Annotated in this window: 12 protein-coding genes, 3 rRNA genes and 1 pseudogene; 11 read left to right on the top strand and 5 right to left on the bottom strand. The window is 71.1% G+C overall.

The window, feature by feature from the left end; translation table 11 throughout:
• Nucleotides 1-205: 205 nt before the first annotated feature.
• From OG989_RS25650 to rrf, 3 genes are all read left to right on the top strand, one after another.
• Nucleotides 206-1,720 (top strand): 16S ribosomal RNA (locus tag OG989_RS25650).
• A gap of 373 nt (nucleotides 1,721-2,093) precedes the next feature.
• Nucleotides 2,094-5,201, top strand: a 23S ribosomal RNA gene (locus tag OG989_RS25645).
• An 84-nt stretch (nucleotides 5,202-5,285) separates the two neighbouring features.
• A 5S ribosomal RNA gene (gene rrf / locus OG989_RS25640) occupies nucleotides 5,286-5,402 on the top strand.
• The 16S, 23S and 5S rRNA genes sit together here, the layout of an rRNA operon.
• A gap of 66 nt (nucleotides 5,403-5,468) precedes the next feature.
• Here the strand turns inward: rrf and OG989_RS25635 are convergent.
• Nucleotides 5,469-6,545 carry a spore photoproduct lyase family protein gene (locus OG989_RS25635; protein ID WP_327028734.1) on the bottom strand — a complete coding sequence of 359 codons (1,077 nt, stop codon included), beginning with the start codon at nucleotides 6,543-6,545 and terminating at the stop codon, nucleotides 5,469-5,471.
• A gap of 86 nt (nucleotides 6,546-6,631) precedes the next feature.
• Between OG989_RS25635 and OG989_RS25630 the strand changes: the two genes are divergently transcribed.
• Nucleotides 6,632-7,381, top strand: a complete 750-nt coding sequence (locus OG989_RS25630; protein WP_327028733.1) for a DNA-formamidopyrimidine glycosylase family protein — start codon at nucleotides 6,632-6,634, stop codon at nucleotides 7,379-7,381.
• A 123-nt stretch (nucleotides 7,382-7,504) separates the two neighbouring features.
• On the opposite strand, the gene OG989_RS25625 is transcribed toward OG989_RS25630, so the two are convergent.
• Genes OG989_RS25625 through OG989_RS25615 form a run of 3 tightly spaced genes read right to left on the bottom strand, consistent with a single transcriptional unit; the run spans nucleotide 7,505 to nucleotide 8,872 of the window.
• Entirely contained in the window at nucleotides 7,505-7,804 is a 300-nt protein-coding gene (locus tag OG989_RS25625) for a BON domain-containing protein (RefSeq protein ID WP_327028732.1), read from the bottom strand.
• A 55-nt stretch (nucleotides 7,805-7,859) separates the two neighbouring features.
• Nucleotides 7,860-8,504 (bottom strand): STAS domain-containing protein, encoded by a 645-nt coding sequence (locus OG989_RS25620; RefSeq protein WP_327028731.1) that lies wholly within the window; start codon nucleotides 8,502-8,504, stop codon nucleotides 7,860-7,862.
• Entirely contained in the window at nucleotides 8,501-8,872 is a 372-nt protein-coding gene (locus OG989_RS25615) for a GlsB/YeaQ/YmgE family stress response membrane protein (RefSeq protein ID WP_192581595.1), read from the bottom strand. Before OG989_RS25615 ends, OG989_RS25620 begins: the two co-directional genes overlap by 4 nt.
• Nucleotides 8,873-9,045: 173 nt before the next feature.
• Between OG989_RS25615 and OG989_RS25610 the strand changes: the two genes are divergently transcribed.
• The 3 genes from OG989_RS25610 to OG989_RS25600 all read left to right on the top strand — a co-directional run bounded on the left by OG989_RS25610 (nucleotide 9,046) and on the right by OG989_RS25600 (nucleotide 11,815).
• Entirely contained in the window at nucleotides 9,046-9,720 is a 675-nt protein-coding gene (locus OG989_RS25610; RefSeq protein WP_151457378.1) for a response regulator transcription factor, read from the top strand.
• The gene (locus tag OG989_RS25605; RefSeq protein WP_327028730.1) at nucleotides 9,717-11,072 is read left to right on the top strand and encodes a sensor histidine kinase; all 1,356 of its coding nucleotides are present in this window, start codon (nucleotides 9,717-9,719) and stop codon (nucleotides 11,070-11,072) included. Before OG989_RS25610 ends, OG989_RS25605 begins: the two co-directional genes overlap by 4 nt.
• Nucleotides 11,073-11,269: 197 nt before the next feature.
• Nucleotides 11,270-11,815 carry a GerMN domain-containing protein gene (locus OG989_RS25600; RefSeq protein ID WP_327031236.1) on the top strand — a complete coding sequence of 182 codons (546 nt, stop codon included), beginning with the start codon at nucleotides 11,270-11,272 and terminating at the stop codon, nucleotides 11,813-11,815.
• Between the two features lie 214 nt (nucleotides 11,816-12,029).
• On the opposite strand, the pseudogene OG989_RS31990 reads toward OG989_RS25600, so the two are convergent.
• Nucleotides 12,030-14,574: pseudogene (locus OG989_RS31990) on the bottom strand (CDP-alcohol phosphatidyltransferase family protein).
• 92 nt (nucleotides 14,575-14,666) lie between these two features.
• Here OG989_RS31990 and OG989_RS25585 point away from each other — a divergent pair.
• The 4 genes from OG989_RS25585 to OG989_RS25570 are packed head-to-tail and all read left to right on the top strand — an operon-like array spanning nucleotide 14,667 to nucleotide 17,905.
• Nucleotides 14,667-15,647: a zinc-dependent alcohol dehydrogenase gene (locus OG989_RS25585; RefSeq protein ID WP_327028729.1), complete on the top strand. Its 981-nt coding sequence runs from the start codon at nucleotides 14,667-14,669 to the stop codon at nucleotides 15,645-15,647.
• A gap of 3 nt (nucleotides 15,648-15,650) precedes the next feature.
• Nucleotides 15,651-16,049 (top strand): 6-pyruvoyl trahydropterin synthase family protein, encoded by a 399-nt coding sequence (locus OG989_RS25580; protein ID WP_151453121.1) that lies wholly within the window; start codon nucleotides 15,651-15,653, stop codon nucleotides 16,047-16,049.
• Nucleotides 16,050-17,087 carry a glycosyltransferase family 4 protein gene (locus OG989_RS25575; protein WP_327028728.1) on the top strand — a complete coding sequence of 346 codons (1,038 nt, stop codon included), beginning with the start codon at nucleotides 16,050-16,052 and terminating at the stop codon, nucleotides 17,085-17,087.
• Nucleotides 17,084-17,905 (top strand): methyltransferase domain-containing protein, encoded by an 822-nt coding sequence (locus OG989_RS25570; RefSeq protein WP_327028727.1) that lies wholly within the window; start codon nucleotides 17,084-17,086, stop codon nucleotides 17,903-17,905. The genes OG989_RS25575 and OG989_RS25570 overlap by 4 nt, the downstream gene beginning before the upstream one ends.
• Nucleotides 17,906-17,925 lie beyond the last annotated feature (20 nt).

Below are 17,925 nucleotides of genomic sequence, written 5' to 3'. Positions count from 1 at the left end.
GCGGTGAACGAAATGCCCCGGGTCGGGTGCTCCACGGTGTGGGGTTTCTGGGCGGTGTGTGGTTGTTCTTTGAGAACTCAACAGGGTGCTTGATAAGCCAGTGCCAATTATGATTTATACCCCGGACTGGTCAGGCTTCGGTTTGGCTGGTCTTGGATTCCTTTGGCAACACTTTTTGTTGTCGGGACAGTTTTTCAACAAGTTTTTGTTGGAGAGTTTGATCCTGGCTCAGGACGAACGCTGGCGGCGTGCTTAACACATGCAAGTCGAGCGGAAAGGCCCTTCGGGGTACTCGAGCGGCGAACGGGTGAGTAACACGTGAGCAACCTGCCCTAGGCTTTGGGATAACCCTCGGAAACGGGGGCTAATACCGAATAGGACCACCGGTCGCATGGTTGGTGGTGGAAAGTTTTTCGGCCTGGGATGGGCTCGCGGCCTATCAGCTTGTTGGTGGGGTGATGGCCTACCAAGGCGACGACGGGTAGCCGGCCTGAGAGGGCGACCGGCCACACTGGGACTGAGACACGGCCCAGACTCCTACGGGAGGCAGCAGTGGGGAATATTGCACAATGGGCGGAAGCCTGATGCAGCGACGCCGCGTGAGGGATGACGGCCTTCGGGTTGTAAACCTCTTTCAGCAGGGACGAAGCGTAAGTGACGGTACCTGCAGAAGAAGCACCGGCCAACTACGTGCCAGCAGCCGCGGTAAGACGTAGGGTGCGAGCGTTGTCCGGATTTATTGGGCGTAAAGAGCTCGTAGGCGGCTTGTCGCGTCGACCGTGAAAACTTGGGGCTCAACTCCAAGCCTGCGGTCGATACGGGCAGGCTAGAGTTCGGTAGGGGAGACTGGAATTCCTGGTGTAGCGGTGAAATGCGCAGATATCAGGAGGAACACCGGTGGCGAAGGCGGGTCTCTGGGCCGATACTGACGCTGAGGAGCGAAAGCGTGGGGAGCGAACAGGATTAGATACCCTGGTAGTCCACGCTGTAAACGTTGGGCGCTAGGTGTGGGGGGCCTCTCCGGTTCCCTGTGCCGCAGCTAACGCATTAAGCGCCCCGCCTGGGGAGTACGGCCGCAAGGCTAAAACTCAAAGGAATTGACGGGGGCCCGCACAAGCGGCGGAGCATGCGGATTAATTCGATGCAACGCGAAGAACCTTACCTGGGTTTGACATGGCCGCAAAACTCGCAGAGATGTGAGGTCCTTCGGGGGCGGTCACAGGTGGTGCATGGCTGTCGTCAGCTCGTGTCGTGAGATGTTGGGTTAAGTCCCGCAACGAGCGCAACCCTCGTTCGATGTTGCCAGCGCGTTATGGCGGGGACTCATCGAAGACTGCCGGGGTCAACTCGGAGGAAGGTGGGGATGACGTCAAGTCATCATGCCCCTTATGTCCAGGGCTTCACGCATGCTACAATGGCCGGTACAATGGGCTGCGATACCGTGAGGTGGAGCGAATCCCAAAAAGCCGGTCTCAGTTCGGATCGGGGTCTGCAACTCGACCCCGTGAAGTCGGAGTCGCTAGTAATCGCAGATCAGCAACGCTGCGGTGAATACGTTCCCGGGCCTTGTACACACCGCCCGTCACGTCACGAAAGTCGGCAACACCCGAAGCCGGTGGCCCAACCCTTGTGGAGGGAGCCGTCGAAGGTGGGGCTGGCGATTGGGACGAAGTCGTAACAAGGTAGCCGTACCGGAAGGTGCGGCTGGATCACCTCCTTTCTAAGGAGCACCTTCCGACGAAAGTCGGTAAGGAGCCCGCACTGCCCGAATGTGGTGGTGGGGTGCTCAATGGCGGAGACACTGGCGAGTTTTTTCCTGGCAACGGCCGGGTTCTTCCTAGTACAGCTGCCCTCGGGTGGTGGGAACGGAGTCCTGGTGCGGCTGGGAGAGGGCGGATAGCACCCTGTTGGGTCCTGAAGGAACAACCGTTGGTTGTTTTTTCGGAGCCGTAGGCGAGCGTGAGAGCTTGTCGGGCTGCCAGGCATGGCCTGGTGTGGCATACCGCCGGCGGTGGTCGGGTTTGGTGTCGCACGGATCGGGTTGTGGGTTGGTCGTTTGTTGAGAATTGCACAGTGGACGCGAGCATCTTTGTGGTCAAGTTGTCAAGGGCGAACGGTGAATGCCTTGGCACCAGGAGCCGATGAAGGACGTGGGAGGCCGCGATAGGCCTGGGGGAGCTGTCAACCAAGCTGTGATCCCAGGGTGTCCGAATGGGGAAACCTGGCTGGAGTCATGTCCAGTCACCCACACCTGAACACATAGGGTGTGTGGGGGGAACGCGGGGAAGTGAAACATCTCAGTACCCGTAGGAAGAGAAAACAATTTAGTGATTCCGTGAGTAGTGGCGAGCGAAAGCGGATTGAGGCTAAACCGGTTGCGTGTGATACCTGTCAGGGGTTGCGTGGTCGGGGTTGTGGGACCCTGCTGAACAAGCTGACACTTGTTCGAGAAGTTACAAAGTCAGTGGCTAGTCGAACAGTCTGGAATGGCTGACCGTAGACGGTGAGAGTCCGGTAGGTGAAAGTTGCTGACCTTCTGTGGGTGTTCCCGAGTAGCGGCGGACCCCTGAAATCTGCCGTGAATCTGCCAGGACCACCTGGTAAGCCTAAATACTTCCTGGTGACCGATAGCGGACGAGTACCGTGAGGGAATGGTGAAAAGTACCCCGGGAGGGGAGTGAAATAGTACCTGAAACCGTTCGCCTACAATCCGTCGGAGCCTTGCGGGGTGACGGCGTGCCTTTTGAAGAATGAGCCTGCGAGTTAGTGGCATGTGGCGAGGTTAACCCGTGTGGGGGAGCCGTAGCGAAAGCGAGTCTGAATAGGGCGTTCAGTCGCGTGTCCTAGACCCGAAGCGGAGTGATCTAGCCATGGGCAGGCTGAAGCGCGGGTAAGACCGCGTGGAGGGCCGAACCCACCAACGTTGAAAAGTTGGGGGATGACCTGTGGTTAGGGGTGAAAGGCCAATCAAACTCCGTGATAGCTGGTTCTCCCCGAAATGCATTTAGGTGCAGCGTCGCGTGTTTCTTGCCGGAGGTAGAGCACTGGATGGTCTAGGGGGCCCACAAGCTTACCGAAATCAGCCAAACTCCGAATGCCGGTAAGTGAGAGCGCGGCAGTGAGACTGCGGGGGATAAGCTTCGTAGTCGAGAGGGAAACAGCCCAGATCACCAGCTAAGGCCCCTAAGCGTGTGCTAAGTGGAAAAGGATGTGGGGTCGCATAGACAACCAGGAGGTTGGCTTAGAAGCAGCCACCCTTTAAAGAGTGCGTAATAGCTCACTGGTCAAGTGGTTCCGCGCCGACAATGTAGCGGGGCTCAAGCACACCGCCGAAGCTGTGGCATTCACATTTTTACCTCGCTTGGACTTGATTCCTTGTGCAGGTGTGTGGATGGGTAGGGGAGCGTCGTGCCGGGGGTGAAGCAGCGGGGTGACCCAGTTGTGGACGCGGCACGAGTGAGAATGCAGGCATGAGTAGCGAAAGAAGGGTGAGAAACCCTTCCGCCGGATGACCAAGGGTTCCAGGGCCAGGCTAATCCGCCCTGGGTGAGTCGGGACCTAAGGCGAGGCCGAGAGGCGTAGTCGATGGACAACGGGTTGATATTCCCGTACCCGCGAAAGAGCGTCCCTGATGAACCTCGTTGTGCTAACCACCCGAACCTGGGGAGGTCTTCGGACCGAACTGGGGGAGCGTGGGAACCTGGCGGGTAGTAGTCAAGCGATGGGGTGACGCAGGAAGGTAGCTGAGCCCGGCCGGTGGTTGTGCCGGGGTAAGCGTGTAGGCCGGTGTGTAGGCAAATCCGCACACCATTAGGGCTGAGACGTGATGCCGAGCCGATTCAGGTGAAGTCAGTGATCCTATGCTGCCGAGAAAAGCCTCTAGCGAGTTCTTAGCGGCCCGTACCCCAAACCGACACAGGTGGTCAGGTAGAGAATACCGAGGCGATCGGGCGAACTGTGGTTAAGGAACTCGGCAAATTGCCCCCGTAACTTAGGGAGAAGGGGGGCCGGAGACGTGAAGCCCCGCGCGGGTGGAGCGTTGTATGGCCGCAGAGAGCAGGGGGAAGCGACTGTTTACTAAAAACACAGGTCCATGCGAAGAAGTAATTCGATGTATATGGACTGACGCCTGCCCGGTGCTGGAACGTTAAGGGGACCTGTTAGCTCTTTGGGGCGAAGCGGAGAACTTAAGCGCCAGTAAACGGCGGTGGTAACTATAACCATCCTAAGGTAGCGAAATTCCTTGTCGGGTAAGTTCCGACCTGCACGAATGGCGTAACGACTTCCCCACTGTCTCAACCACAGGCCCGGCGAAATTGCATTACGAGTAAAGATGCTCGTTACGCGCGGCAGGACGGAAAGACCCCGGGACCTTTACTATAGCTTGACATTGGTATCCGAATTAGCTTGTGTAGGATAGGTGGGAGCCGGTGAAGTCCATACGCCAGTATGGGTGGAGGCAATCTTGAAATACCACTCTGGTTGATTTGGGTATCTAACTTCGGACCGTTATCCGGTTCAGGGACAGTGTCTGGTGGGTAGTTTAACTGGGGCGGTTGCCTCCTAAAGGGTAACGGAGGCGCCCAAAGGTTCCCTCAGCCTGGTTGGCAATCAGGTGTTGAGTGCAAGTACACAAGGGAGCTTGACTGTGAGACTGACAGGTCGAGCAGGGACGAAAGTCGGGACTAGTGATCCGGCACTTGCGAGTGGAAGCGGTGTCGCTCAACGGATAAAAGGTACCCCGGGGATAACAGGCTGATCTTCCCCAAGAGTCCATATCGACGGGATGGTTTGGCACCTCGATGTCGGCTCGTCGCATCCTGGGGCTGTAGCAGGTCCCAAGGGTTGGGCTGTTCGCCCATTAAAGCGGTACGCGAGCTGGGTTTAGAACGTCGTGAGACAGTTCGGTCCCTATCCGCCGTGCGCGTAGGATACTTGAGAAGGGCTGTCCCTAGTACGAGAGGACCGGGACGGACGAACCTCTGGTGTGCCAGTTGTCCCGCCAGGGGCACGGCTGGTTAGCTACGTTCGGAAGGGATAACCGCTGAAAGCATCTAAGCGGGAAGCTCGCTTCAAGATGAGGTATCCCACCCACTTTGTGGGGTAAGGCCCCCAGCTAGACGACTGGGTTGATAGGCCGGAAATGTAAGCCCGGTAACGGGTTCAGTTGACCGGTACTAATAGGCCGAGGACTTGACTACTAAGCTGCTACGCGTCCACTGTGCAACTCTCGATAAACGAACAACAGACCACGTGGTTGGTGTTGTTTGATATGTCGATAGAGTTACGGCGGTCATGGCGGAGGGGAAACGCCCGGTTACATTCCGAACCCGGAAGCTAAGCCCTCCAGCGCCGATGGTACTGCACTCGGGAGGGTGTGGGAGAGTAGGACACCGCCGGACAATCTTTCAGTTCAGGGTCACCCCTTCGGGGGTGGCCCTGAACTGCTTTCCGTGCACCGGAGCCCGTCAGAACGCGTAGCGGACCCGGCAGTACGGCGCCTTCGCGGCGATCAGGTCCGTCAACGCCACCACGTAGGCGCCCTTGCTGCCGGTGCGGTACCGCACGTTCCAGCCGCCGGTCTGCGACCGCTTCGGCTGCTGGAGATCCGGCCGCCAGAGGATCTCCTCGGCCTTCGGGTGCCAGCCGAGGTTCACCTCGTGCAGCCGGTCGTTGTGGGTCAGGAAGATGACCTCGGCGGCGAGCTGCGCCTTGGCGGCGGGCCCGAGCGCGTCGTCGAGCTGGTCGAGCAGCTCCGCCCAGTCGTCCAGCCACCCGTCGCGGACCACCACCGGGCTGAAGTTGACGTGCACCTCGTAGCCGGCCGCGACGAAGTCGTCGACGGCGGCCAACCGCTCCGCGACCGGGGAGGTCCGGATGTCGAGCAGCTTGGCGTCGCGGGCCGGCATCAGCGAGAACCGGACGCGGGTCCGGCCCCGGGGATCCCAGTCGAGCAGGTCACGGTTGACGTGCTTCGTGGCGAACGTGGCCTTCGCCGTGGGCAGGCCCCGGAACAGGGTCACCAGGTCCCGGACGTTGTCGGAGATGCGGGCGTCCACCGAGCAGTCGGAGTTCTCGCCGATGTCGTAGACCCAGGCGGCGGGGTCGCACTGGTTCGGCTCACTTTTGACGCCCTGCCGGCCCACGTGCCGACCCAGGTAGCCGGCGATCCGGTCGATGTTGGCGAAGACCGTCACCGGGTTGCTGTAGCCCTTGCGGCGCGGCACGTAGCAGTAGGCGCACGCCATCGCGCAGCCGTTCGCCGTGGACGGGGCGATGAAGTCGGCCGAGCGGCCGTTCGGGCGGGCGGTCAGGGACTTCTTGACCCCCAGCACCAGGGCCTCCGTCTTGATCCGCACCCACCGGGCCACGTTCGTCTCGTCCCCGTACAACTCCGGGATGCGGGAGTGGCTCTCGACCTCGACGCGCTCCGCATCGGGAAAGCGCTCCAGCACGGCCCGCCCGCGGGGCAGCCCGGCGGCCTCCGGCTCTACGTAGATCCGCCGGATGTCGAACAGCCGCGGGTGCGGGACAACGTCGGTCACGAAAGGGACAACTGCGGACCGATCGCCGTTGTTCCCGCGCCCCGGACGCGCCGTTTTCGCGCCCGTGCCTCGGGTACCCGGGCCGCATGCCCGAGGGCCACCTCGTCCATCGGTACGCGCGCGAGCAGCACGCCGCCCTCGCCGGGCAGGTCCTCGCCGTGTCCAGCCCGCAGGGGCGTCTCGACGCCGGCCCGTACGACGGGCGGCGGTTGCGGGCGGTGGAGGCGTACGGCAAGCACCTGCTCTACCACGTCGATGACGCGCCGGCCCTGCACGTGCACCTCGGCATGCGCGGGCTGTTCCTGCGCCACGACGACCCGGCCGTCCCGCCCCGCAAGGGCGTCCGGCTGCGCCTGGCCCGCGCCGGCGTCGCGTACGACCTGATCGCGCCCATCCGCTGCGAACCGCTCCCGGACGACGGCGAGCGCGCGCTGCGGGCCTCGCTCGGCCCGGACCCGCTGCGCGCCGACGCCGACGGCGAGGACGCCGTACGCCGGCTCGGCGCCGCCAGGGGCGCGGTCGGCGCGGCGCTGCTCGACCAGGCGGTGTGGGCGGGCCTCGGCAACGTCTGGCGGGCGGAGCTGCTCTTCCTCGCCGGCCTCGACCCCGACGCCCGAGCGGTCGGGACGGCGCCGGCCCGCCGGCTGTGGGAGCTCGCCGTCGCGTACCTCACGCTGGGTCGCGACGCCGGCCAGGTGGTCAGCGACCCGGCGGCACCCGACGAGCGGTGGGTCTACAAGCGGCCGACCTGCCGGCACTGCGGCGCCCGGGTGCGCACGTGGCAGCTGGGCGGTCGCACGGCGTACGCCTGCCCGGTCGACCAGCCCGTGGCCTGACCGTCCCCGGGACGCCGGGACCGCCCTCGGCCGGGAGGACCGGTCCACCCGGCCGGACGCCGCGGCGGTCGTCGGGAGCGGGCGCTCAGTGAAGGGGCGGGTGTTCGGTGAAGGGGCCGGCGTTCAGTGGCGGGGCCGGCGCGAGGCGGCGAGCCGCAGGGCGTTGCAGACGTCGGCGACGCCCCGGACGTCCCAGGCGATCTCGCCGGCCACCCGCCGGGTCTCCGGCCCGGTCACGATGCCCGCGAGAATGACGACGCGGTTCTGTACGGTCACCACGATCTGCTGGCGGCGGGTGGTCCAGTCGCTGCTCAGCCGCTGGGCGACCAGCGCCGCCAACCGGCCGTCCTCGTCGTCCGGCGAGGGGCCCGGCGGCTCGGGGCGGAACCCGCCCTCGTCCGGGTACGGCCAGGGGATGAGCATGGCGTGCTTCCTCTCGATGGTCTGCGGGCCGGGCCGCCCGGGCCCGGCGGTCGGGTCAGCGGGACGACGCCTCGGTCGCCGCCGCCGCACGGCGGCCGCGCGGACCCGGCCCGGCGGCGACGGCCGCCAGCCCCGCGGTGTCACCTGCCCCGCCCGGGGAGAGCCGCCGGAGCGCCTCCTGCGGGCTCGCGAAGACCGGGAACAGCCCGTCGAGCCGCATGGTGTGCAGCACGGTGCGGATGAAACGGGACGGAGCGGCCAGGCAGAGCACGGCGCCACGCTCCCGGGCGTCGCGGTGGGCCCGGACGAGCAGCGCGAGCCCGCCGGCGTCGATGAGGCGCACCCGGGTCAGGTCGACCACCACGTGCCCGCCGACGTCCACCGCCTGCCGCAGGGCGGCCCGCAGCTCGTCGGCGGTGTCGACGTCGACGTTCCCGGCGGCCGTCACCGCCGCGACGTCGTCGAGATGGTCCACGCCCGGCGGCCCGCCCTGACCCGTGGCGTCGCCCCCGAGACCCGGCAGGCTGCACGGGGGACAGCGGTGCGGGCCCGTGGCGAACGGCGAGCCGCTCCAGCCGTGTTCGGCCACCAGGGTCCAGACGACCTCGGCGTCGGGCAGGACGCAGGCGGTGCCCGTGGTCGTGTCCCCGCAGCTGTCGCAGATCAACGTCATCAGGTGCTCGTCCGGTACGACGGTCATCGTGTCTTCCTCCACGGGAGGTCGGGCCGTGCCACGCGCCGGCCCGCGACCGGCGGCGTCTGGGCGGTGTCGAGGTCCGGCCCCGTCCCGCGCGGCGGGGCGGCGGCGCGCCGGGGACCGGCCGTGGCCGCCACGAGGGCGACGCCGACGACGGCCGAGGCGGCCGGCACGCCGACGCGCCACGCGCCCGACCGGTCGGTGTCGAGGCCGACGATGCGGGCCAGGATGACGCCGAGCAGCGCGGTGACGATCCCCGCCACCAGGGCCAGCCAGGCCGGCACCTCCCGCCGGCGCGGGGTCACCCACCAGCCCGCCCCGGCGACGAGGAGACCGACGGCGAGCGCGGTGAGGAGACCGGCGACGGTCATCTGGTCCCTCCTGCCGGGCCGGTCGGCCGACGGCAGCCGGCCCACGGGTGTTCCCCACCACCCTCGGCGCCGCCCGTGGCGCGGGTCGCGCGGTTGTATGACAGTTGCGTGACAAAACCGTCGAACGCCGGACACGGTTGGGCGCCCGTCGCCGCCTTGGGGATGATGCCGGTATGACGGACGTGCTGGTGATCGAGGACGACGACCGGATCCGTCTGGCGTTGCTGCTCGCGCTCGAGGACGAGGGGTACCGCGTCCGGGGCGTGGCCACCGCCGAGGAGGGACTGCTGCGGCAGCGCCGGGAGCCGGCCGACACCGTACTGGTCGACCTGATGCTGCCGGGCCTCGACGGCTTCGAGTGCATCCGGCGGCTGCGCCGCGACGACGACGTGCCGATCGTGGTGGTCAGCGCCCGCGACGACACCCACGACATCGTCGCAGCGCTGGAGGCGGGGGCCGACGACTACGTGGTCAAGCCGGTGGCGATCAAGGAACTGTCGGCGCGGCTGCGCGCCCTACGGCGCCGGGCCCGGGCGGCGCCCGACCCCGTACCGGTGCTCACCTTCGGGCAGCTGGAGATCAGCCCGGACGCCGGGGAGGTACGCCTGGCGGGGCAGCCGGTGCCGGTCACCCGCACCGAGTTCCGGCTGCTGTGCGAGCTGGCCGAGCACGCCGGCCGGGTGCTGTCGCGCCACCAGCTGCTGCAACGGGTCTGGGGCTACGACACCGGTGACGAGCGGCTCGTCGACGTGCACGTGGGTCGGCTGCGACAGAAGATCGAGGACGATCCGGGCAACCCCCGGCACCTGGTCACCCTGCGCGGCCTCGGCTACAAGCTGACCCGGTGAGGCGCCTCGGACTGCGGGCCCGGGTGTCCGCCGGTTTCGCGGTCGGCGCACTGCTGCTGTCGGCCTCGATGGCGCTGGTCTCGTACGAACTGACCAGGCGATCCCTGCTGGACGAGCGGGAGCGCACCGCCGTGCGGGCGGCGTACTTCGACGCGGCGGTGGTGCGTACCGGCCTGGACACGGAGGCCCTCGACGTGGTGGAGGTGCTGCGGTCCCTCGACACCGGCGGCAACCGCCGGCCGCTGCTGCACCGCGGCGACGACTGGTACGCCCGTACGGCCGACGCCGGCCTGACCGCCGCCATCCCGGTCGACCTGCAACAGCTCGTCCACGCCGGGGAACCGGCAGTGCAGCGGGTCCGGGTCAACGGCCAGCCCACCCTGCTCGTCGGCCTGCCGCTGGCCCCGTCCACCAGCTACTACGAGCTGACGTCGCTGCGCGAGCTGGACCAGACCCTGCGGGTCCTGGCGCTGGCACTGACCGCCGTGGCCATCGTGGTCGCCGGGTCCGGCGCCGCCCTGGGCTGGTACGCCACCCGACACAGTTTGCGGCCGCTGACGGCGGTGGCCGACGCCGCGCAGGAGATCGCGGCGGGCAACTTCTCCGCCCGGCTCGCCGCGACCACCGACCCCGACCTCACCCGGCTCTCCACGTCCTTCAACCACATGGTCGACCAGCTCTCCCGGCGTATCGAGCGGGACCGGCGCTTCGCCGCGGACGTCAGCCACGAGCTGCGCTCGCCGTTGCAGACCCTCTCGGCCGCGGCCAGCGTCCTGGCCCGTCGCCGGGCCCATCTCGACGAGCGCACCGCCACCGCCGCCGGCCTCGTGGCCGACGAGATCACCCGGTTCCAGCAGTTGGTCGACGACCTCATCCAGCTGGCCCGCAGCGACCAGCCGGTGGACCGGGCGCCGGTGGACGTGGCGGCGCTGGCCCGCCGCGCCTGTCAGGTCCGTGGGCTGCCGGCCACGCTCGTCCGGGTCGGCGCGGGTGTCCCGCCCACCTGGCTGGTCGACGAGCGTCGGGTCGAGCAGATCCTGGCCAACCTGGTCGACAACGCGCTGCGCCACGGCGGCGGGCCGGTGGCCGTGCGGCTGTCGCAGCGGAACGGGACGGGGATCGTCGAGGTCGACGACGAGGGGCCGGGCGTGCCGCCGGAGGACCGTGACCCCATCTTCGACCGCTTCGTCCGTGGCCGGGCCGCGCACTCGCGTGGCGACGGCGACGGCACCGGGCTCGGGCTGGCCATCGTCGCGCAGCACGCCGCCGCGCACCGGGGGCGGGCCGGCGCGGGCGACCGCCCCGGCGGGGGTGCCCGCTTCCGGGTCGAGCTGCCCGGGGTGCTGCCGTGACCCGCCGCGCGCCCGTGCAGCCGTCGCCCGCCGCGCCCGGCTCCCCGCCCGCGAACTCCCCGCTCGCCGCGACCGGTCGTGCCCCCGCGAGCCCTCCGCCCGCCGCGACCGGCCGCGCGCCCGCGAACCCCCCGCCCGCGAACCCCCCACCCGCGCGCCGCCCGGGCCGGTGGCGCGCCGTCGGCGGCGCGCTCGTCGTGCTGGGGCTGCTGGGCGGCTGCGGCGTCCCGACCGAGCGCGCCCCGCGCGCCGTGGCACCCCCGCCCGGGCCGTTCCCCTCGCCGGGGGCGATCGTGGCGACACCGACCCCCACCCTGACGGCGGGGCGGACGACGGAGGTGCTCTGCTTCGTCAGCGACGACCGGCTGGTCCGCGTCGAGCGTCGGGTCGACGGCACGCCCACCGTCGACGCCCAGCTCCAGCACCTGCTGGCCGGCCCGACCACCGCCGAGCGCGACCGGGGCCTGACGACGGCGCTGCCCGGGGCCGTGCCGGTCGCCGCTGCCCGGCCGCGGGGCAACGAGGTCGACGTGGACCTCGGCGGGGCCGGCGACGAGACGGGCCGCAGCGACGAGGTCCTCGCCTTCGGGCAGATCGTCTGCACCCTGACCGCCCGTTCCGACGTCGACACCGTGGCCTTCTTCCGGGGCGGGGCCCCGCTGGGGGTGCCGCGCGCCGACGGGTCGCTGTCCCGGCGACCCCTGGCCGCCGACGACTACGCCGGCCTCGTGGCACCCCGCTGACGGAACCGGACCGTGCCGCGGACGCCCCGCCGGGACCTGCCCGACGGCGGCCTCCGTCCGGTGCCCCGACGGCGGCCTTGTCCGGTGCCCCGGAGGCGGGCCGGCGGTGTCCCGACGCGGCCTGCCCGCGCTCCGGCGCCGGCCCGTTCGGCTCCCGAAGGCGCTCCGCCGGGCGTCCCGGGGGCGGGCCGCCCACGGTGTCGCGCGGGCGGGGTCAGCCGCCGAAGGCGGTGAGGAACCGGTCGCGGAAGGCGTCCATCGGCCAGACCGGCGCGCGTGGCCCGGGCCGGAGTCCGTCGTCCCAGCCCCATCCCGAGATCCGGTCGAGCACGGCCGGGTCCCGGGCGACGACGGTGACCGGCACGTCCCGGCTCGCCCGGGCGCCGGTGACGACCGGGGCGGGCTGGTGGTCGCCGAGGAAGACCAGCACCAGGTCGTCGTCGCCGTGGGCCTCCAGGTAGGACACGAGGGTGCCCAGGGAGTACTCGACGGACCGGCGGTAGCCGGCGCGGGGCTGCGCCGACGGGTTGCCGGTGGTCTCGCCGTGGAAGACGGTCCCGTCGCCGACCCGCGACCAGTCGACGAGGCGCGGGATCTTCGTCCAGGGGGAGTGGCTGCACACGAGCGCGATCTCGGCCATCACCGGGGCGCGATCCGCCCGGGAGCGTTCCAGGCGCTCGAAGGTCGCCAGGGTGTACTGGTCGGGCATCGGGGCGTAGCTGAACTTCGGCCCCCGGTAGCCGAGGCTGCGGGCGTCGTAGAAGGCCTCGTAGCCGAAGAAGGCCCCCTCCGGCCAGGGTCGGGCGGCGGCCGGCATCACACCCACCGTGCGCCAGCCGGCCCGCCGGAAGGCGCCGCCCAGCGTCAACCGGTCGCTGGCCAGCAGGCTGCGGTGCCGCTGGTCGTTGTCCACCCACATGCCGGACAGCAGCGTGGCGTGGGCCAGCCAGCTGCCGCCGCCGGTGGTCGGCGAGGTGAGGAACCCGCTGCGCGAGGCGAAGCCGGCGGCCCGCAGCCGGCGGTCCCCGTCGGCCAGCACGGCGCCCACGCCCGGGGCGTACTCCGGGTTCTCCACCGCGTCGCGCCCGTAGCTCTCCACGAAGGCGACCACCACGTCCTTGCCGCGCAGCGCGGTCAGCAGGCGGTCGCCGGGGGCGTCCCGGAACGCGTCGACGCCGACCTGGGCCGCGAAGACCTCCCGGTCGCGCAGCCGGGCGCGTACCTGGCGGGCGTGGTCGCCGACCAGCTCGGTCGCGGCGGCGTCGGCCACCGGCACGCCGGGGGACACGCGCACGCCGAACGTGGCGCAGGCCAGCCAGACCACCACCAGTGCGGCGACCATGCGCCGGGTGGCGGCGCGGTGCCGCACCAGCAGGGGGGTCAGCCGCAGCACGGACCGCGTCGTCGCGAGGAGCACGGCGGCGAGCAGCAGCACGGCCGCGACGACCGCCCCGGCGGCGCCCGCCCGCCCGGCCGAATCGGTGAGGAACCCGAGCGCGTCGTCGAGCAGGGCCCAGTCGAGCACCAGGTCGAAGGGGCGGCCGAGGGTCGCGAGGAAGCCCAGGTCGGCGACCTTCAGCAGGGCCAGCAACCCGAGCAGCGCGCCCGCGAGCGCCGCCACCGGCCGCCGCGCGCGGGCCGGCAGGGCGAGCAGCACGGCGACCACGAGCAGACCTTCGAGGGGCACCCGCACGAACGCGCCGGGTGTGAGCCGGGCGGGCTGGTGCGGCGCGGTCAGGGCGACCAGCACGAGCAGGGCGGCCAGCGCGGTCGTCACCCGCGCCGCGCCCCGCCGCCTCCCGCCCGCTCCTTCGGAGGTACGGCCGCGCGCCCCGACAGCCGACCGGCCGGTCCCGGGCGGCGACGAGGGCCGGTCGTTCGCGGGCGGCGACGAGGTTGCGGGGGGCGACGAGGGCCGGCCGTTCGTGCGCGGGGACGAGGGCGGCTCGGTCCCGGGCGGCGACGGGGGGCGGTCAGTCACGGGCGGTGACGAGGTCGGGGCGTACCGCCGCGGGCCGGATCCGGCGGCGCGGGGCGCCCGGTGACACCGCCCAGACCGAGCGGCGCCGCCACAGCCACCCGACGTCGCGGCCGAACGACTCGACGAGCAGGGCCAGCGCGACCGTCAGCACCAGCGCGTCGCCCGGTCCGGGCAGCACCCCGGCAGCCGCGACCAGCAGCAGCACGCCCTGCGCCGCCGCGACGACCTTGCGCCAGTACCTCGGGGGCAGCGGCCGGCGCAGCCAGGGCAGCACCCACCCGGCGGCGACGAACGCGTACCGCATGGCGCCGAGGGCGAGCACCCAGGCACCCACGGCGGGCGCGACGGCCGCCCCGAGGACGAGGATGAGGAACGCGTCGACCTCCATGTCGAAGCGGGCCCCCAGCGCGCTGGCGGTGCCGGTGCGCCGGGCCACGTACCCGTCGACGGCGTCGAGGGCCAGCGCCACGGCGGTGAGGGCGACCAGCACCCCGACCGACGCGGCCCGGTCGACGGCGGTCGGGGCGAGCGCGTCCCCGGTCAGCGCCGTCACGCCGCCGACGAGGAGCGCCCGGGCCAGCGTCACCCGGTCGGCCGGCCCGAGGGCGTGCGAGCCCGACCGGCGCAGCCCCCGGTCGAGGATCAGGCACAGCGCCGCCCCGTACGCGGCCCCGGCGAGCCAGCCCACCGGGCCGAGACCGACCGTCGCGGCCAGCCCCGCCAGCAGGACAATCTGGACGATCAGCCCGATCGCCGGGTCTTTTCGAACCGTGGGCACCGTGCCTCCGTGTCTATCGTCGACGACATCCGACAGGAACTACGGGAAATACCGCCGTTCGGTTCGCCCCGGATGCGGGTGAGGAGGAGCCGGTGACCGGTGAGGCGCGCGCCTTCTGGCTGCGTACGCCCGGCGAGGGTGAGATCCGGTCGGCACCGCTCGCCGACCCCGGCCCGGACGAGGTGCTCGTCCGCAGCCGGTACTCCGGCGTCAGCCGGGGCACGGAGACGCTGGTCTTCGCCGGCCGCGTCCCCGCCGACCAGCACGCGGCGATGCGCGCCCCGTTCCAGGAGGGGGACTTCCCGGCGCCGGTGAAGTACGGCTACCTCAACGTGGGGGTGGTCGAGCGGGGCCCGGACGAGCTGCGGGGCCGGACCGTGTTCTGCCTGCACCCGCACCAGACCGCGTACGTGGTCCCGGCCGGCGCGGTGGTGCCCGTGCCGGACGCGGTGCCGCCCGCCCGCGCGGTGCTCGCCGGGACGGTGGAGACGGCGGTGAACGCGCTCTGGGACGCCGCGCCCCTGGTCGGCGACCGGGTGAGCGTGGTCGGCGGCGGCATGGTCGGCTGCTGCGTGGCGGCGCTGCTCGCCCGCTTTCCGGGCGTGCGGGTGGAGCTGGTCGACACCGACCCGGCCCGGGCGACCGTCGCCGCCGCACTCGGCGTCGGCTTCGCCCCGCCGAAGGAGGCCGCCGGCGGGCGGGACCTCGTGGTGCACGCCAGCGCCACCGCCGCCGGCCTGCAACGCTCGCTGGAGCTGCTCCGGCCGGAGGGCACCGTCGTCGAGCTGAGCTGGTACGGCGACCGCACCGTCGCGCTGGCGCTGGGCGGGGCGTTCCACTCCGGACGGCTGAGCGTGCGCGGCAGCCAGGTGGGCGCCGTCGCGCCGGCCCGACGGGGCAGCCGCAGCTTCGCCGACCGGCTGGGGCTCGCCCTGGAGCTGCTCGCCGATCCCGCCTTCGACGCGCTGCTCACCGGCGAGTCCCGCTTCGCGGAGCTGCCCGACGTGCTGGCCCGGCTGACCGCCGGCAGTCTCCCCGCACTGTGCCACCTCATCACCTACGACGGAGAGTGACCCGTGTTCAGCGTGACCGTACGAGACCACATGATGATCGCCCACAGCTTCCGGGGGGAGGTGTTCGGTCCGGCGCAGCGCCTGCACGGGGCGACCTTCGTCGTGGACGCCACCTTCCGCCGCCCCGACCTCGACGCCGACGGCGTGGTGGTCGACATCGGGCTCGCCACCGACCAGCTCAAGGCGGTGCTCGGGGAACTGACCTACCGCAACCTCGACGACGACCCGGCCTTCGCCGGGGTGAACACGACCACCGAGGTGCTGGCCCGCGCGGTCGCCGACCGTCTCGCCGAGCGGGTACGCGCCGGCGACCTCGGCGCGGGCGCGCGCGCCCTGGCCGGCATCACCGTCACGCTGCACGAGTCGCACGTCGCCTGGGCCAGCTACGAACGGTCGCTCTGAATGGCGACGGTGCACGTCGTGCTGCCGAACGACATCGACGACCCGGCCGAGCCGAGCGGCGGCAACGGCTACGACCGCCGGCTCTGCCGGGGCCTCGCGGCGGCCGGCTGGACGGTCCGCGAACACGCCGTGCCCGGCGACTGGCCCCGCCCCGACCGGGCTGCCCGCGCCGGGCTCGCCACGGTGCTCGCGGCGCTGCCCGACGGGTCGCCGGTCCTGCTCGACGGGCTGGTCGCCTCCTGCGTGCCGGAGGTGCTCGCCACGCACGCCCGGCGGCTGCGCCTCGTCGTCCTCGTGCACCTGCCGCTGGAGCACGACGCCGAGGCCGCCGCCCTGGCCGCCGCCGGCGCGGTCGTCACCACCAGCGAGTGGACCCGGCGGCGGCTGCTCGACCGGTACGCGCTGCCGGCCGACCGGGTGCACGTGGCCCGGCCCGGCGTGGACCCGGCCCCGCCCGCGCCCGGGTCACCGGCCGGCGGAAACCTGCTCTGCGTCGCCGCCCTCGCCCCGCACAAGGGGCACGCCGTGCTGGTGGAGGCACTGGCGGCGGTCGCCGACCTGCCCTGGGGCTGTGTCTGCGTGGGGCCGCTGACCCGGGACCCGGGGTTCGTGGCGGCCCTGCGGCGGCGGGTGACCGGGCACGGTCTCGCCGACCGGGTGCGCCTGGTCGGCCCGCGCACCGGGGCGGCCCTGCACGCCGCGTACGCCGCCGCCGACCTGCTGGTGCTGGCCTCGCGCCGGGAGACGTACGGGATGGTGGTCACCGAGGCCCTCGCGCGGGGCGTGCCAGTGCTCGCCACGGCGGCCGGCGGGCTGCCCGAGGCCCTGGGCCGCGCGCCCGACGGCGCGGCGCCGGGACTGCTCGTGCCGCCCGACGACCCGGCGGCCCTGGCCGGCGCGCTGCGGCGCTGGCTCGGCGAGCCCGACCTGCGTCGGGCGCTGCGGCGGGCGGCGCGCGGGCGGCGGCGCACGCTCGACGACTGGACGGTTCCCGCGACCGTCGCGGGCGCGGTGCTGGCCGGGACGGCCGCGGCATGACCGGGCACCTGCCGCCGCGCTTCGCGCACTGGCTGGCGCTGCGGGAGCCCGCCGACGCGGCGGCCCGCGCCGAGGACCTGGTGGACCTGGTCCGCCCCCGGCTGGCCGGCGCCGGACCGCTCGTCGTGCACGACCTCGGCGCTGGCACCGGCGCGATGGCCCGGTGGCTCGCGCCGCGACTGCCCGGCCCGCAGCACTGGATCCTGCACGACCGGGACGCCGACCTGCTCGCCCGCGCGGCCGCCGGGATGCCCGCCGCCGCGGGCGACGGCGGCCCGGTCACCGTCGAGGTGCGCTGCGGCGACCTCACCCGGCTGACGGCCGCCGACCTCGCCGACGCGTCGTTGGTCACCGCGTCCGCGCTGCTGGACATGCTCACCGCGCAGGAGGTCGAGCGGCTCGTCGCGGCCTGCGCCGGGGCGGGCCGCCCGGCCCTGCTGGCCCTGTCGGTGACCGGTCGGGTGCGGCTCACCCCGGCGGATCCGTGGGACGGGCGGATCGCCGACGCGTTCAACGACCACCAGCGACGCACGGTCGACGGGCGCCTGCTCGGGCCGGACGCCGTGCACGCCTGCGCGGCGGCGTTCGCCCGGCACGGCGTCGACGTGGTCCTGCGGCCCAGCCCGTGGCGGCTCGGCCCGCAGCGGGCGGAGCTGGTTGGCGAGTGGTTCACCGGCTGGCTCGACGCCGCCTGCGAGCAGCGGCCAGAGCTGACGGGCCCGACCCGGGCGTACGCCGGCCGGCGCCGCGCCGAGATCGCCGCCGGCCGGCTCGACGTGCTGGTCGAGCACCTCGACCTGCTGGCCGGCTGTGGCTGAACCGGGCGCCCCGCCGGTGC

This window comes from Micromonospora sp. NBC_01740, from assembly GCF_035920365.1.
Lineage (GTDB): Bacteria > Actinomycetota > Actinomycetes > Mycobacteriales > Micromonosporaceae > Micromonospora > Micromonospora reichwaldensis.
This window is presented reverse-complemented; position numbering and strand designations above follow the sequence as displayed.

What these genes read in the sequence shown, in the direction of transcription:
- OG989_RS25570 (WP_327028727.1), top strand. Translation starts at nt 17,084, where the DNA reads ATGACCGGGCACCTGCCGCCGCGCTTCGCGCACTGGCTGGCGCTGCGG.
- OG989_RS25575 (WP_327028728.1), top strand. Translation starts at nt 16,050, where the DNA reads ATGGCGACGGTGCACGTCGTGCTGCCGAACGACATCGACGACCCGGCC.
- OG989_RS25620 (WP_327028731.1), bottom strand. Translation starts at nt 8,504, where the DNA reads ATGACCGTCGTACCGGACGAGCACCTGATGACGTTGATCTGCGACAGC.
- OG989_RS25615 (WP_192581595.1), bottom strand. Translation starts at nt 8,872, where the DNA reads ATGACCGTCGCCGGTCTCCTCACCGCGCTCGCCGTCGGTCTCCTCGTC.
- OG989_RS25610 (WP_151457378.1), top strand. Translation starts at nt 9,046, where the DNA reads ATGACGGACGTGCTGGTGATCGAGGACGACGACCGGATCCGTCTGGCG.
- OG989_RS25625 (WP_327028732.1), bottom strand. Translation starts at nt 7,804, where the DNA reads ATGCTCATCCCCTGGCCGTACCCGGACGAGGGCGGGTTCCGCCCCGAG.
- OG989_RS25630 (WP_327028733.1), top strand. Translation starts at nt 6,632, where the DNA reads ATGCCCGAGGGCCACCTCGTCCATCGGTACGCGCGCGAGCAGCACGCC.